This is a genomic window from Mycobacteriales bacterium, from assembly GCA_035504215.1.
Lineage (GTDB): Bacteria > Actinomycetota > Actinomycetes > JAFAQI01 > JAFAQI01 > DATAUK01.
Genome location: DATJSI010000102.1, coordinates 1 through 14,508 on the forward strand (window position 1 = coordinate 1; position 14,508 = coordinate 14,508).

Annotated in this window: 12 protein-coding genes; 2 read left to right on the top strand and 10 right to left on the bottom strand. The window is 69.0% G+C overall.

Annotated features, from left to right (window positions below):
- Together VME70_12615 and VME70_12620 are read left to right on the top strand one after the other, a co-directional pair.
- Positions 1-962: CHAD domain-containing protein (locus VME70_12615; protein HTW21040.1), on the top strand; the 962-nt coding region annotated here is incomplete at its 5' end.
- The gene (locus VME70_12620; protein ID HTW21041.1) at positions 947-1,867 is read left to right on the top strand and encodes an NUDIX hydrolase; all 921 of its coding nucleotides are present in this window, start codon (positions 947-949) and stop codon (positions 1,865-1,867) included. The genes VME70_12615 and VME70_12620, both read left to right, overlap by 16 nt.
- A gap of 10 nt (positions 1,868-1,877) precedes the next feature.
- On the opposite strand, the gene VME70_12625 is transcribed toward VME70_12620, so the two are convergent.
- From VME70_12625 to VME70_12670, 10 genes are all read right to left on the bottom strand, one after another.
- Positions 1,878-2,810 (bottom strand): class E sortase, encoded by a 933-nt coding sequence (locus VME70_12625; protein HTW21042.1) that lies wholly within the window; start codon positions 2,808-2,810, stop codon positions 1,878-1,880.
- Entirely contained in the window at positions 2,807-5,461 is a 2,655-nt protein-coding gene (locus tag VME70_12630; GenBank protein HTW21043.1) for a hypothetical protein, read from the bottom strand. The genes VME70_12625 and VME70_12630 overlap by 4 nt, the downstream gene beginning before the upstream one ends.
- Positions 5,462-5,478: 17 nt before the next feature.
- Positions 5,479-7,167, bottom strand: a complete 1,689-nt coding sequence (locus VME70_12635) for a substrate-binding domain-containing protein (GenBank protein ID HTW21044.1) — start codon at positions 7,165-7,167, stop codon at positions 5,479-5,481.
- Positions 7,164-8,180 carry a phosphate ABC transporter permease PstA gene (gene pstA / locus VME70_12640; GenBank protein ID HTW21045.1) on the bottom strand — a complete coding sequence of 339 codons (1,017 nt, stop codon included), beginning with the start codon at positions 8,178-8,180 and terminating at the stop codon, positions 7,164-7,166. The genes VME70_12635 and pstA overlap by 4 nt, the downstream gene beginning before the upstream one ends.
- A gap of 94 nt (positions 8,181-8,274) precedes the next feature.
- Positions 8,275-9,300 (bottom strand): phosphate ABC transporter permease subunit PstC, encoded by a 1,026-nt coding sequence (gene pstC / locus VME70_12645; protein HTW21046.1) that lies wholly within the window; start codon positions 9,298-9,300, stop codon positions 8,275-8,277.
- The gene (locus VME70_12650; protein ID HTW21047.1) at positions 9,297-10,178 is read right to left on the bottom strand and encodes a phosphate ABC transporter ATP-binding protein; all 882 of its coding nucleotides are present in this window, start codon (positions 10,176-10,178) and stop codon (positions 9,297-9,299) included. Before VME70_12650 ends, pstC begins: the two co-directional genes overlap by 4 nt.
- Positions 10,175-11,326 (bottom strand): Ig-like domain-containing protein, encoded by a 1,152-nt coding sequence (locus VME70_12655; protein ID HTW21048.1) that lies wholly within the window; start codon positions 11,324-11,326, stop codon positions 10,175-10,177. Before VME70_12655 ends, VME70_12650 begins: the two co-directional genes overlap by 4 nt.
- A gap of 2 nt (positions 11,327-11,328) precedes the next feature.
- Positions 11,329-12,228: a hypothetical protein gene (locus tag VME70_12660; GenBank protein HTW21049.1), complete on the bottom strand. Its 900-nt coding sequence runs from the start codon at positions 12,226-12,228 to the stop codon at positions 11,329-11,331.
- Positions 12,225-13,343 (bottom strand): hypothetical protein, encoded by a 1,119-nt coding sequence (locus VME70_12665; GenBank protein HTW21050.1) that lies wholly within the window; start codon positions 13,341-13,343, stop codon positions 12,225-12,227. The genes VME70_12660 and VME70_12665 overlap by 4 nt, the downstream gene beginning before the upstream one ends.
- Positions 13,344-13,452: 109 nt before the next feature.
- A partial coding sequence (locus tag VME70_12670) for an Ig-like domain-containing protein (GenBank protein HTW21051.1) occupies positions 13,453-14,508 on the bottom strand: 1,056 nt, incomplete at its 5' end.

The window sequence follows — 14,508 nt, forward strand, 5'->3', positions numbered from 1 at the left end:
GCGAGTTCCTGCCGAAAGTGGTTCGCGCGCTCGGCCCTCAGGCGACCGCCGACCCCGACCCTCCGCTGCCCGCGCCGGTCGGGCTCGACGAGCCGGCTCGGTGCGGGGTGCGGGACATGTTGCGGCGCAATGTCCGCGCACTCATCAGCTACGACGTCGCGGTCCGCCGCAACACGCCGGACGCCGTCCACCAGATGCGCGTTACGGCCCGCCGGCTGCGCAGCGGTTTGAAGACCTTCGGCCCCCTGCTCGACCCCGAGTGGGCGACCTCGCTGCGCACCGAGCTGAAATGGCTCGCGGACTCTCTCGCCGGCGCTCGCGACAACGAGGTGCTGCTCGAACGGCTGCTCCGCGACCTCGACCGGGTGCCCACCCAGCTGGTGCTCGGCCCGGTCCGGGCCCGGATCGAGCACGTCGTCGGCAGCGACCTCGTCGCGGGTGGAGACCAGGTCCTCGAGACCTTGCGGTCCGAGCGGTACGTCGTCCTGCTCGAGCGGCTGGTCGACGCCGCATGGGAGCCGATGACCTCACCAGCCGCGGATGAGCCGGTGGCCGACGTACTCCCCGGTCTGGTCGGCCTCGCGTGGGACCGGCTGGCCAAAAACGCCAAGCGGCTCAAGCGAGCCGACGCCGTCGAGCTCGACTGGCATCGGGTTCGGATCGACGCGAAGCAGCTGCGGTACAGCTGTGACGCGGTCGCACCGATGTTCGGCAAACCTGCGCGGCGACTCTCGGAGCAGGCCGAACGCGTGCAGGAGGTGCTCGGTGAGCACCAGGACGCGGTGCTCGCCGCGGATCTGCTGTTCGGGATGGCCAGCGCCAAGGGCGCCGGGATGACGGCGTTTACGCTCGGGGTGCTGCACGCCCACCAGACCGCGGCGGCGGACGCTGCACGCGCCGAGTTCCGGCACGTGTGGGCGGATGCCTCGCGACCGAATCTCCGGAGATGGTTGACGCCCTGATGGCGGACAAGCTCATCGAAGCGGCCGGCGGCGTGCTGTGGCGGACCGCTACCGGGGGCTCCGGGATCGAGGTCGCCCTGGTCCATCGGCCCAAGTACGACGACTGGTCGATTCCCAAGGGCAAGCTCGACGTCGGCGAACACCCCGTGATCGGCGGCGTCCGCGAGGTCTGGGAAGAGACCGGCTACACCGGCGTACCCGGCCGTCCGCTCGGGGAGATCCGCTACCTCAAGGACGGCGACCCGAAGCGGGTCCGTTACTGGGCGATGCGTGTCGAAGGCGGACAGTTCCGCCCCAACGCAGAGGTCGACCAGATGATGTGGTTGCCGCCGAAGGAGGCCCGCCGGCATCTCTCGCCGGCCCGTGACCAGTCGATCCTCGCCGACATCGACATCGACACCGTCTCGACCTGGCCGTGCATCCTGGTCCGGCACGCCAGTGCCGGCGACCGCGCGTCATGGCAGGGCGAGGACCGCGAGCGGCCACTGGACGATCTCGGTGACCAGCAGGCCGAGGCACTCGTGCCCCTGCTGTCGACGTACGACATCCGGCGCGTTCTCTCCGCGGATGTTCTTCGGTGCACCGAGACGATCGGGCCCTACGCGAGCGTCGCCCACGTGCCGGTCGAGAGCGAGCCGCTGCTGTCGGAGGCCGGTTACGCTCAGGACCCGCAACGAGCGCTCGAGCGGATGCTGGACATCCTCGGCAGCGGCGAGCCGTCGGTCGTCTGCAGCCAGGGGAAGACGCTTCCGTCACTGCTGGGCGCAACCGTCACCGCTCTCAACGCGCCGCCGCTGAGCGACCCGACGGTTCGCAAGGGCGGGATGACCGTGCTGCACCTGCGGGCCGCCGCCTCGGTGGTGGAACTGGTCGCGACCGAGCGGTTCGACCCGTTGGTGGGCTGAGCCGCCCGCTTCAGAGCAGGTTCGGAAGCAGGTGCATGCTCTCCTGGCTGATCCCCCAGAGCACGCCGAGCAGCACCGGGATCGCCACCAGCCAGGTCTGCCAGCGCCCCCACCGCATCCACGCCCCCACCGCGCCGACCCCCGCGAGCACGAGCCCCTGCAGCCACAGGATCAGGTAGGGCCAGGCACCGGGGTCGCTCCGCCCCGGCAGCTCCGAGACGGGTACGGCGACCGGGCGGCCGGCTGGAGTCGCGACCGGACGACCGACGAGAGTCGCGTCGACGTACACGACGTGGCTGGGTGCCAGATGCCCGAGCCAGCCTGATCCGGTCGATGTGACGAGGGTCAGCAACGCACCGCCCGAAGGCAGCGCCGGCAGCGGCGATCCACCCACTCGCTGATCGATGACGTGGAAGGTGAAGGTCTTCTGCCCAGTGGTGACGGTGATCGGATCACCGGTCCGGAACGCCGTCACGTGGCGGAACGGCGCACCGGCAGTGACGCTCTTGCCGAGAATCAGCGACTGCCCGGCCTGGCCGGGAAGCGGCGAGTCGCGCAGATGACCAGGGCCGGCCAGGAGATCCCCGGACGACGTGCCCTCGACGACGACCACGTTGTGCAGGCCGGCGGCCGGAGCATTGATCAGTGCGACCGGCGTGCCGGGCGGGATCACTCCCCCGATGCGCGGCGCGACCGGGCTCGAGGGCGAGAGCAGGCCGCGCAGCGAGGCATAGAGCTGATGCTGGCTGCGCTGCTCCTGCAGCGCGCTGAGCCCGAGCGCGTACACGGCCAGGAAAACCGCAACCGCGGCCAGCCCGGCGATGCTCGAGAACACGACCTTGACCGAAACGGGAAGCGGCTCACGCCGGGCCGGCGGCGGCTCCGACGCCATGCGTGGCTCGGGCACGTCGGTGGGTGGCGCGAACGGCGCGTCGACGCTCACCACCGCCCCAGCTTCCGGCCGAGCAGGTAGGCGCCGGGCGCGCTGAGCCCGCCGAGCACTGCGAGGAACAGCACCACCACGACGACGAGACCACCGCCGCCGAGCGGGATCCCGAGCGTGCGCCCGAGCGACACCTGACTCGTCGACGGACTGGTGGCGACGGTTGGGCTGTTGGCCGGTGTCGGTGTCGAGGTCGCCGGCGGCGAGGACACCGGTGGGACGAGACCGCTGCCGCCTTGCGTGGCGGTCGGCGTCGGCGTGCGGCTCGGGCTCGAGCCGGGAGCCGGGTTGCCGGTCAGCGCCGGCCGAGCACCCTTCTGCGCGGCAACAGCATCGGCAGCGGCATCGGTGTAACCGGCAAGCTGCCCGAGTCCGTTCGCCTTCGTCAGCGGCAGGTAACCCGGCGGCAGCTCGCCGACTCCCAATCCGGGCTTCTGCCCGGCGCCGACGGCGTAGCGCAGGAACGCGGCGTAGTCCTTCGCATCCTCGGCCGGGATCCCGCTGGTCGGTATCGAGGTGTAGACGACCATAGTGCCCGGGTAGGCATCCTTGCCGGCCTTCGACGCCGCCAGCTTCGCCATCGGCACCGGCCACGACCCGGTCGTCTTGTCCGGCTTGAGGAACGTCGTCGCGGCGCGCATCGTGGCGTTGCTGGGCTTGACGAAGGTGTGCGCATTGGTCGTCTGCAACGCGGCCATGTTGATCTGGTAGCGCAACGCGTCGGGGACCGACGTGATGCCGAGCATGAACCGGTAGCCGACCGTCTGGCGGCCGAGTGCGACCAGCTTCTCCCCCAGTGTCGTTCCGTCGATCTGCGAGCACACGGTGGTCGACTGCGCGACGGAGAACTGCAACGCCTCGGTGATCTCCTCGAGCCGGGCGAGCGGCGCAGCAACCAGGGGCAGGTAAGGAACCGGGTCGTTCTTGAGGCAGTCGTTGTTGCCCGACGCGTAGAACTGCTTCGGCTCGAACTTCGACAGCAGCGGCCAGCTGTTGACCGGGAGCTTGATCCCCTTGTACGCCGGGTTCACGACCATGCCCCACGGGTCCGGCTTGCCGTTCAACCAGGCGCGCGCGGCCTTGTTGTCGTTGATGTAGGTCGTGAGCGCCTCGATGACGTCGGAGTTCGACGACAACGCGAGCAGGGTCGACGCCGCCTCCGAGGCGTCCACCCCGTGGGTAATGCCGGGGTTGAGCTTCTGGAACTCCGGGTCGAGGGTGATGTTCAGCGGGTTGTGCGCCAGCGCGGGATCCTCTTCCTGCACCGGGAGGTCGGCCGGATAGGACTCGGTCAACAGCTTCGCGAGCAGGCGCGGGTCGAGGCGGAGCTTGCGGTACGGCTGCCCGTTGGCGCCATCGATGACGTAACCGATCGCGAAACCGGTCACGGCCACCGGCGCATTGACCACCGGTTTCCCGTAGCCCTTCGGTGGCGGGTCACTGACGAAAGCCGCCTCCGCGCTCCCGGTGGCCAGCAGGTTGGCCGCCTCCGGCTCGCCGGTCTGAACGTGCGTGAAGTTGAACAGCTTCGGGTTCAGGCAGAAGTGTGGCGCCCACTGCCCGGTGGCCTGGATCAGCAGCTCGGAACCGAAGACCTGCACGTCGTGGCTGTCGCTGACGACGTCGCAGGCGTTGTCCGGGACGGCGAAGGTCAGCGGCACCGAGATCCGGTTGCGCCAGTTCGACGGGCTCCACCACAGGCTCCCGCTCACCGTCAGGTCCTCGGCGCCGACCGGCCGCACGATCTCGCCGGGCGCGAACGCGCCCTTGGCCTCGCAGCTGGCAGTGTCCGCCGCAAGCTCGCCCGCGGGCGGTCGGTCCGAGGCCGGGAGGCCGGTCGCCGCTGGGTCGCAGCTGATCCCCATGATCGGCACGGCAACCAGCGAGCACGCCACGATCTGGGAGCACCCGAGGGAGGCGTTCTCCGCCGAGGTCCAGATGTCGAAGTCCGCGCTGCCCTTGCCATCCAGACCCGTGACGCCGAACGTCTCGTTGCTCGGCAACGCCGAGCCGCCGACGTTCTGCGACTCCGGAGGCTCGCCCGCGCAGCCGGCCGGACCCTCGTCGTACACGTGCCCGCTTGCGGCGATGAAGGGCACCCAGTGCTGGGTGGGCGCCGGCAGGTACTTGCAGGCGGCCGGGAGCTCCTTCGGCGCACCCGCGACCTGGGCCCGGTCGGCCTTCGTCGCGTAGCGATCCAGCCGGTACGGCGGAAACCGGGTCTGGAAGGTGTCCTGGTAGCGCTCGCTCCAGTCCTGGGTCCAGCAGGTCTCAGGGCTCAGCCGCTTCGCGGCCGGGACCTTGGTCGAGTCGACCCCACGGCACTCGAGCAGGACGAACGGATACTCCTCCTGCTGCGCGTCGATCGAGTTCTCGTCGGCGACGATGCCACCGGTCGGGTGCGCGCCCGACCACGAGACCTTGACCTCCTGGCGGCCGCGAAGGTCGGCCGTGTTGTCGACGTGAAGGGTCACCTTCCGCTTGTCGACGACGTGGTTCTTGCCGTTGTTGAGGTTGATCCGGGACACCGTCCGGGTGGCGGTGAAAGGCTTCGTCGAGGTGCTCGAGACCGCCCGGGACGGGCCGGCGAACGACACCAGCGCAGTGGCACCGACGAGGACCGCTGCGGCTGCGGCGATGGGGCGGCGCACCCGCGCTGCGCCGCCCATCAGTCCCTACCTCGGCGCCCGGCCTGTATTCGGTGCGCGACCAGCGGCGGAAGGACCAGTGCGAGCACCAGCAGCGCGACCGCGAGCGGAGCAAGCACGGCGGTCAGGTGGCTCGAGCGGTAACCGGCCAGCCCGGCGGGCACGGTGACGGCCTGGTCGGCACCCTCGCCGTTCTGGTCGGCGACCAGCGGGTTCGTGGTGCCGGTCGTGGGTTGCGTCCCGCCGGTGGTACTCCCGCCCTTGGCACCGCTGGACGAGCCGCCGCCCTTGCCGCCGCCCGACCCGGGCTGGCTGTCGCCGCCCCCGTTGCCCGAGCTCTTCGTCCCCGGATACGTGCCCGAGGTCGTCGGGGTCTTGCCGATCCCGTTCGGTGTCACGCCCGCTGCGCATGGACCGGCGCCGATCTTGTCGCACGACGGCGGCAGCGGCGCGATCTTGGCCAGGTAGTTCTTGCTGGGGTGCCCCTCGACGAACGTCGGGTTGTCGCACGTCCGCACGTTGCGCTCGGTGAGGTCCACCGCCGGATCTGCCTTCTTGAGCTTGTCGATCTGCCCGAAGCCGGCCTCGACGAGGTTGACCGGAAGCGGTGAGTAGCCGATCGGTCCGATCTCCTTCTGACCCTGGCAGATCGAGTAGTAGGTGAAGTCCGCGATCGACTGACGCTTGGCCGTCGTGATCTTCGAGTCCTGTGCGTTCGTGCCGGTCGGCTCGATCTCGTAGACGTAGGACGACAACGCGTAGGTGCGCGGATCCGGGTCGGTGTAGACGTGGTCGAGGTTCTGCAGCAGGTAGTTCGGCGAGTTGCGGTTCATGTTGATGACGGCGTCCTCGAGCGCCACCGCAACGTTGTACTGCGTTGGCAACGTGTAGTAGCCGGCCTTGTTGAGCAGCTTCGCAACCGGATAGTTCTTCGCGAGCGCGTAGGAGTACTCGACGTACCCGATGGAGCCGTTGGCGACCTTCGAAGACACATAGTTCATCGCGCCGTCCGAGCCGTTCTGGGCAATCTGGTTGCTGCCGGGGTCCTGCGGGTAGTACTCGGTGAACGTCGACGAGTGCGAGAACGCCTGCCAGAGACTCGGATACTGGTTCGCGAAGTACTTGGTCAGCTGCGCGGTCGCCCCCGAGCCCTCGGACTGTACGACGGGAATGATCGGGATCGACGGCAGCGCGTGCCCGTTGTTGTCCTTCGTGATCTCCGGGTTGTCCCAGTTGGTGATCTGGTCTGTGAAGATCTTGGTCAGCGTCTCTCCGGACAGCCGGAGGTTGCGCACCATCTTGCCGTCGTAGCGGATCTGGTAGGGAAAGGCAGTGCCACCGGCGGCGATCGGCAGGTAGGCGAAGCGGCGGCCCTGCGAGGTGTCCGACACGCCGGTGACCTTGTCGACGCCCTGGTATCCGAGCGACGTCACCGCGAAATCCGAGGTTCGGTTCGCGAAGTCCTGGCGGCCCTGCGCGTCACCGCTCGGGGTGTAGTCGACCTCGATGCCCTCCGACTGCACGTCGGCGATCCACTGGTTCACCGCGTTCGCCGCCCAGCTCGACCCCGAGCCCTCGATCAGCGCATGGCTCGCGCCGGCCGAGGCCGGTGTGGCGCCGAGGCCGGTGGCTACCGGGAGCAGTGCGACTGCGATGACGGCTGCGGCGCCCAGGCGCGCACGCAGGTTGCGCCGGATGCGGGGGTTCATCGGCGTACCGCCTTTTCTCGTGCGAGCACCCGCGTGACCACGAACAGCACGAGGACCAGCAGGAGCAGGACGCTGGCCGCGCCGAAGGCTCGGTTGATCGCCAGCGGTTCACCGGACTTGACCGACGTGTAGATGAACAGGGGCAGCGAGTTCATCTCGTTGGTCACCGGGTTGACGGTCATGAAGCTCGACGCTCCCGAAGTGATGAGAACCACTGCGGTCTCGCCGATCCCGCGGGCAACGCCGAGGATGGTCGCGGTCGCAAGGCCGGCTCGCGCGCTCGGCAGCACGACCTTGCGGACCGTCCGCCATCTCGACGCGCCAAGAGCGAGGCTGGCCTCGCGCAGCCCGCCCGGCACCACGCGGAGCGCGACCTCGGACGCCCGGGCGATGATCGGCACCATCGTCACCGACATCGCCGCCGACGCCGCGATGCCCGACTTCGGGAGACCGAACCCGACAATCAGCGTCACGTACACGAACAAACCGGCGAGGATCTCCGGCAGCGCGGTCATCGCCTCGACCACGGTCCGGACGAGGCGAGAACCACGGCCACCGACCTCCGCCATGTAGACGGCGGTGCCGATCCCTAGCGGCACCGAGACGCCGATCGCGATGCCGACCTCGATGAAGGTGCCGACGATCGCGTGCAGGATGCCGCCCTGGCTCAGCGGCGAGGTGGGGCTGACGCCGGCCATCGTCTTGGTGAAGAAGTTGGCGTGCAGGACGGCGTGGATCCCCTTGACGAAGGTGAAGTAGACGGTGGTCCCGAGCGCGAACACCACCAAGCCGGACGCGGCGTAAAGCGTCGCCGTGACCAGCCGGTCGACCATCAGGGTCAGCGGGTTGCCCATCGCGACAACGACGCCGTAGATCAGCAGGAACGTCAGGAACCACACGACGAGGAACCCGACGGTTCCGCTGCCGTCGACGAGGTGCTCATAGACGATGTCGACCAACGCCAACGACGAGAGCAGCGACCCGGCAAGTGACATCCAGTCGTCGAACGTCATCACACGAAGCTTGCGCGGTCGGCGCTTGACCGGCACAGCGACAGCCGGCGGTTGGGCGGCGGGCGCCGCCCTCTCTGGGGTCACCGTAGTCATCTCAGATCTCCGTCGCGGCGCCGCTTCGGCTGCGACCGATGACTACTGCGGCGATCGTGTTGACGATGATCGTGATGACGAAGAGCACGAAGCCGGCGGTGAGCAACGCGGAAAGCTGGCCCTTGGAGGCCTCTCCGAAGTCGCCCGCGATCAGCGCCGACGTCGTCTGGGTGCCGGCCTCGAGGATCCGCGGCTTGATGACGTACGCCGGCGAGATGATGATCAGCACCGCTGCCGTCTCGCCGAGCGCGCGGCCGAGCGCGAGCATGGTGCCACCGACGATGCCGCCTCTTCCGAACGGCAGCACGACCTTGCGCACCACGCCCCACCGCGTGGCACCGAGCGCCATCGCCGCCTCACGCTCACCGATCGGCGCCTGGTCGAAGACGGCGCGCATGACCGCGCACGCCAGCGGGATCGCCATCATCGACACCGCGAGACCCGCGATGAACGCCGAGCTGGTGTAGCGCGACTGCTGCCACACCGCGGCGTTCGCGTCGGTGTCCACGTGGAAGATCGGCAGGAAGCCCAGATGCTGGCTGAGCCAGCGGGCGAGGTTGATCGCGTGCGGTTGGAGGATGAAGAACCCCCAGAGCCCGTAGATGATGCTGGGCACGGCGGCCATCAGGTCGATCGCCGAGATCAGCCATCCCTTGAGCCAGCGCGGCGCATAGTCGGTGATGAACACCGCGAACATCAACGCCAACGGGAACGCCACCGTCATCGCGACGAGCGCCACCTCTACGGTGCCGACCAGCACCGCAGCGATGCCGAGCTGGTTCAGCTCGGGGTTCCACTGGGTCTGGGTGAAGAACCGCAACCCGTAGTGGTGCAACGTCGGGATGGACTGGTAGCCGAGGAAGACGCCGATCGACCCGGTCATCACCAGCACGAACAACCCGACCGTCCGCGCGACGCCGTGGAAGATGCGATCCGACGGCTCCAGACCCGGCGTGAGCTGCCGGGGCACGCGCGGGCCGGCCGTCGGCGCAGACGGCGACGGGAGCGACTGAAGCGCGGTCGTCACCCGAACCGCCCGTGCACGTAGTCCTCGGTCCGCTTGTCGCGGGGGCGCTCGAACAGCTCCTCGGTCGGGCCGCTCTCGACGATCGCACCTGGTGTGCCCTGCTCGGCCAGGAAGAAGGCGGCCTGCTGCGACACCCGGGCCGCCTGCTGCATGTTGTGCGTGACGATGACGATGGTCACGTCCTTGCGCAGCTCAGCGATGGTCTCCTCGATCCGCCGCGTGGAGGTCGGGTCCAGCGCGGAGCACGGCTCGTCCATCAGCAGCACCTCGGGGCCGATCGCCAGCGCCCGGGCGATGCACAGCCGCTGCTGCTGACCGCCCGACAGCGCTGATCCGGGTCGGTCGAGCCGGTCCTTGACCTCCGCCCAGAGGCCGGCCCGCGCCAGGCAGTCCTCGACGAGAGCGGTGCGATCGGACCGGCCGATCCGCCGTCCGGTCAGCGCGAGGCCGGCCGTGACGTTGTCAGCGATCGACATGGCCGGGAACGGGTTCGGCTTCTGGAACACCATGCCGATCCGTTTGCGGGTCTGGGTGACTCGATAGCCGGCGGTGTAGATGTCCACACCGTTGAGGTGCACCTCACCCGCCAACGCAGCGCCCGGCACCGACTCGTGCATCCGGTTCAGGATTCGCAGGAACGTTGACTTGCCGCATCCGGACGGGCCGATCAGCGCGGTCACCGTTGCCGGCGGCATCGAAAGCGACACGTCGTCGAGCACCTGATTGGTTCCGAACCACGCGGAGATCTCGAGCGCGTCGAGCCGGGCCGGCCCACGTCGCTCCTCGCCCGGCCGCGGCAGGTCGTGCGAGACCGCCCGCGCAGGTCGCGCCGGCCCGCTCGGCATCGCGGTGGACGGACTCTCGGAGACCAGCGTCATCCGGTGACCTTGACCTTGACGACCTTCGACGTCGACGCAGCGTCATCCGCCACACTTGCCGGCGTGAACTTGGCGGTCAGCTTGTGCGTGCCCGGCTTGAGCGACGAGACCGAAAGCGTGGCCTTGCCCTTAGCGACCTTGGCCGTCCCGAGCTTCTTCTTGCCGTCGTAGAAGGTGATCTTGCCGGCGGCCTTGGGCGACTCGGTCGCCGTGAGGGTCAGCTTCTTGCCCTTCTTGATCGAGGAGGCCGATGCCTTGAGGCTGGTCTTGGTCGGATGCGCCTTGACCGACAGCGTCTTCGCCGACGAGGTCGACGAGGAGAACGCCGTCGCATCAGTCGGCGTGAAGACGGCCTTCAGCTTGTACTTGGCGTCCGACAGCGACTTCGTCGTATACGTCGCCTTGCCACCGGAGACCTTCACTGAGTGCAGCAGCTTGCTGCCGTCGTAGAAGCCGACCGAACCGGCCGCGTTCGACGGGCTGACGGTTGCCTTCAAGGTCACGGATGAGCCGTGGTACGCCGTACCGGAAGGGCTCACCGAGAGCGAAGTCCTGGTGGTCAACGCGGTCTGGTCGTAGACCACGGACCAGGTGTCACCGGTGATCTGGATGTCCGCAGAGTCGTAGCTGGTCGTGGGCTGCAGGTCCGGCCCGGAGGTCACGAGCCGGAGTTGGTACATGCCGGCGTACCCGTCGCCAGACGTGTCGTTGTTCGGGAAGTCGACGGCCAGCGTCGCGAGGCTCTCATCGCCCGATGAGCCGGTCTGCACGGGAAGCGAGGCCGTCCCCAGCGCACCCGGAGCGCCGGCGTTCGGGTAGACGGTGGCCACGCTCATCGCCTCGCCCTGCCACTTTCCGGGAACGTCACCTTTGACCGGGAGATAGCCGAGCAACGTCGCCTTGGTGTCGCCGTTGCGGATCGTGGTGGTGCCCTCGACATAGGCCGCCACCGGTTGGTCGCTGGTGCTCCCGCCGGTGATTCGCTGGCCCGAGGAGTTGAAGAAGAGCAGGCCGCCCACCGAGCTCGGGTCCGGCTCCCACGGCGGCGTGGTGGTGGCGTGCCCGCTGGCAGCGGTGCCCAGCAGAGCGGCACCGGTCAGCACGACCACGGCCAGGCCGGACGCGGCGCGACGAATCGAGAGGGACATGGTCAACGACCTTTCTCGGAGTTACGGCGGACGAGCGTCCTGGGGTGCGGCGACGGCGACCGCGTGCGCAGGAAGATGTAGCCGAGGGCCCCGAAGAGCACCACGGCAATGGCAAGAAGAGCGACCAGAAGACCGGTCCCTCTGGACCCGCCGGAGGTCGACGCGGTGTTCACGACCGGGTTCGTCGGCGCGGTGAGACCGGTGCCGGTGGACGACGACCCACTTTCGTTGCCCGGGGCTGCGTTCGAGTGCGGCGTCGCACTCCCGTGCGTGGAGTGCCGGTGCTTGGTGAAGTCCGCCTTCGGCAGCAGGATCGTCTCGATCGACTCCGACGTCCCGCCGGTGCACGACACCGGACCGCCACCGACGGCATGCCAGCTGTTGCCCGTGACCTGAACGTCGAGCGCGGGGTAGGTCAGCGAGTACGCCGGCTGGTCGGGCGCACCGAGGTACATCCGGATCTGCAGAAATCCGTTCCAGACCGGCCGGAACTCGGCGATGAAGTTCTTCAGCGAGTCGTCGCGGGTCGTGGCCGCGGTCATCGGGTGCGACGGGTTCGAGTAGCGCGCGGAGGCGGTCAGCGAGTCCCCACTCCACTCACCGGCCGGGATTCCCTTGCGCGGCTGGTACGCATAGAGGGTGGCGGTGCGCCCAGCCTGGTTGTACGGCGCCTGCGCCGGCTGGGACGAGACCACGCGCCAGGCAAACGGCTTGGTCGAGATGCTGCCTTGCGTGATCTGCCGGCCGGCCCTGTCACACAGACCGAGATAACCCTTGACGTTCGGGTCGTGATACGGCGCCGACGACGACACACCGGCAGTCGCGGTGCCGGCCGCGGCGAGCAGCCCCGCGGTCGCGAGCGCTGCCATGGTCACAACCCGGGCGATCTTGGCCCTCCTCATGCGCTCACCCGCTCGGGGCTCGGTGACGCCTGACCGGGACCGGCGGCCCGACTCGCTCGAGTGCGATAGCCGAGGTAGCCGGCCGCCACCACCACGACGACGAGCAGAACCAATGCCCACGGCATGGCCCAGACCGCCGCGCGAGCGGTCTGAGACGACAGGCTCGGCGTGTCCTCGCCCGGAGCAGCCATCGGGCGTTCGGTGACCGAGACGCGGTCTCGGATCTGCGGCCAGACGCCGCGGACCGTCGCCGCCTCGGTCACGGAGTCGCCCGGCAGCAGGAGCGGTATCCAGCCCACCGCGACTGAGTGGCCGCCGCCGACCAGGCCGCTCACGCCCACGCCCTGAGCCAGCCCGTAGTCCTCGTTGCCCGTGTTGGTCACCTGGTAGCGCACCGTCACACGGCCACGGCCGAACGGGTCGAGCCCGCCGTGATAGGTCGCGTGCACATCGCTGATCGCGAGTTCGGGCTTCAGCGTGCCCGCGACCCGGATGAAAACGCGGATCGCCACCCGCTGGTCGAGCACGATGGCCTGACCACTCTTGTTGCGGCCGATGGACCGCAGCGACGCCACAATGCCACCGGCGTGGTCACCCGGGCTGGCAGTGTCGGGGACCTTCAGGGTGAACGGGACGATCACCTCGCCGGGTCGACCGGAGCGGCGCTTGCCCGGCACGTTGACCGTCGCCGCCGCGGCCGGCAGCGTGAGCCAGGCACCCGCACCGGTCGGCCGCACGCCACCCGGCAACAGCCCGAACCCGCCGTCGGAGGTGTTGACCGCGTCGGTGGCGTACAGCTGCAGGGACAGTGGCCTTGCCGAGTAGTTCACCACCGCGACGTGATCGGACAGGCTGGCGCCGGGCGTGACACCAAAGGCGAAATCGGACCGTCCGTCCGGCCGGTGCAGCCCGGCCGGCTGGATGCCGAACGTCACCCGCGTGGTGTGCGCCGCGCGCGGCAGCGCGAGAGCCCTCGCCGCCGAAGCGATCCCACCGCCCGCAGAGACCGCAGTGAGGCCCGAAAGCACGGCAACGAGCACCATCGACCGCGTACCGGGACCACGGCGGCTCGGGCGCCGCCGGTCGAGCCAGACCGCTTGCACAGGTATGTCCATTCAGTGACGTGACTTGAGTGAGTCGGTCCAGTTACTCTACCAAGAATTGGGCGAGGGAGCAGGCAACCGGCCGAAGCCGCCGCCCGCTCCCCCGCCCGGGTTGCGACGATCAGGCGATCGTGAACGTGAGCGTCGCGGTGTAGGCGCCGGCCGGGGTCGAGGTCGGCGCGTTGAGGGTCAGTATCCCGTCGATGTTGACCTCGCCGGCGCCGTGCGCCGCGGTCGCGAACGCATGCGGACCACCCTTGAGGCCATCGGTCCCGGAGTCACTCGGCCCGTACGGCGCGCCGCCCGGCGGCGTACTGGTGATGTCGTTCGTGACGACATCACCGGCCTGCAGCGCGTTGCCGGTGAGATAGGACGGAGTCACCCCGGTGAAGCTGAGGTTCTCACCGTTGATCTGGTCCGAGGACGCGTCGGTGAAGTCCGTCACCGTGGCGGATGCCGTCCAGGACTCGTCACCGGCCCTGGTGTCGGTGACCGTGACGCCCTGAGCCGGGTTGGCCTGGTCACCGAACGGTGCCGTAGCGGTGAACTCACCCTGGTTCGGGTCGAGCACCGCAGTGCCGAGGTCGAACGGGTTGCTCGGGCTGTACGGCGTGGTGATCGTGAGCGAGCCCGCTGGGATGTTGACGTCGACCGTTTGTGAGCTCGGCGTCGTCGTCGGAGTGTCCGCGGTGAACGGCACCGCGAGCGAGGTCGACGTGTTGTAGGTGGTCGAGTCGCTCGGCACGAACTGAGCGGTGACGCTGTGCGTTCCGACCGCGAAGCTGCTGTAGACGAGCGTGGCCACTCCTCCGGCCCCGACCTGCCCAGTGCCGAGCAGGGACGTGCCGTTGTCGAAGAACTTCACCTCGCCCGAACCCGAGCCCAGCGCACTGCTGTCGCTCGTCTTGGTGACGTTTGCGGTGAGCGTGACCGCGGTGAAGGCCGGGGCCTCCGTCGGGTTCACGCTGAGTGCGGTCGTGGTGTCGGCCGCCGGCGCCGAACTGATGACGTAGGTCGCGTCTCCGGTCGAGCCGCTGTACGCCGACGACGTCGGCGAGAACACGGCATGCAGGGTGTGCGAGCCGACCGAGAGGGTGCTCGTCGTTACCGACGCCGTGCCGGCACTGACCGTCTGCGGCGTTCCGATGTCCGTCGCGCCGTCCTCGAACTGCACGGT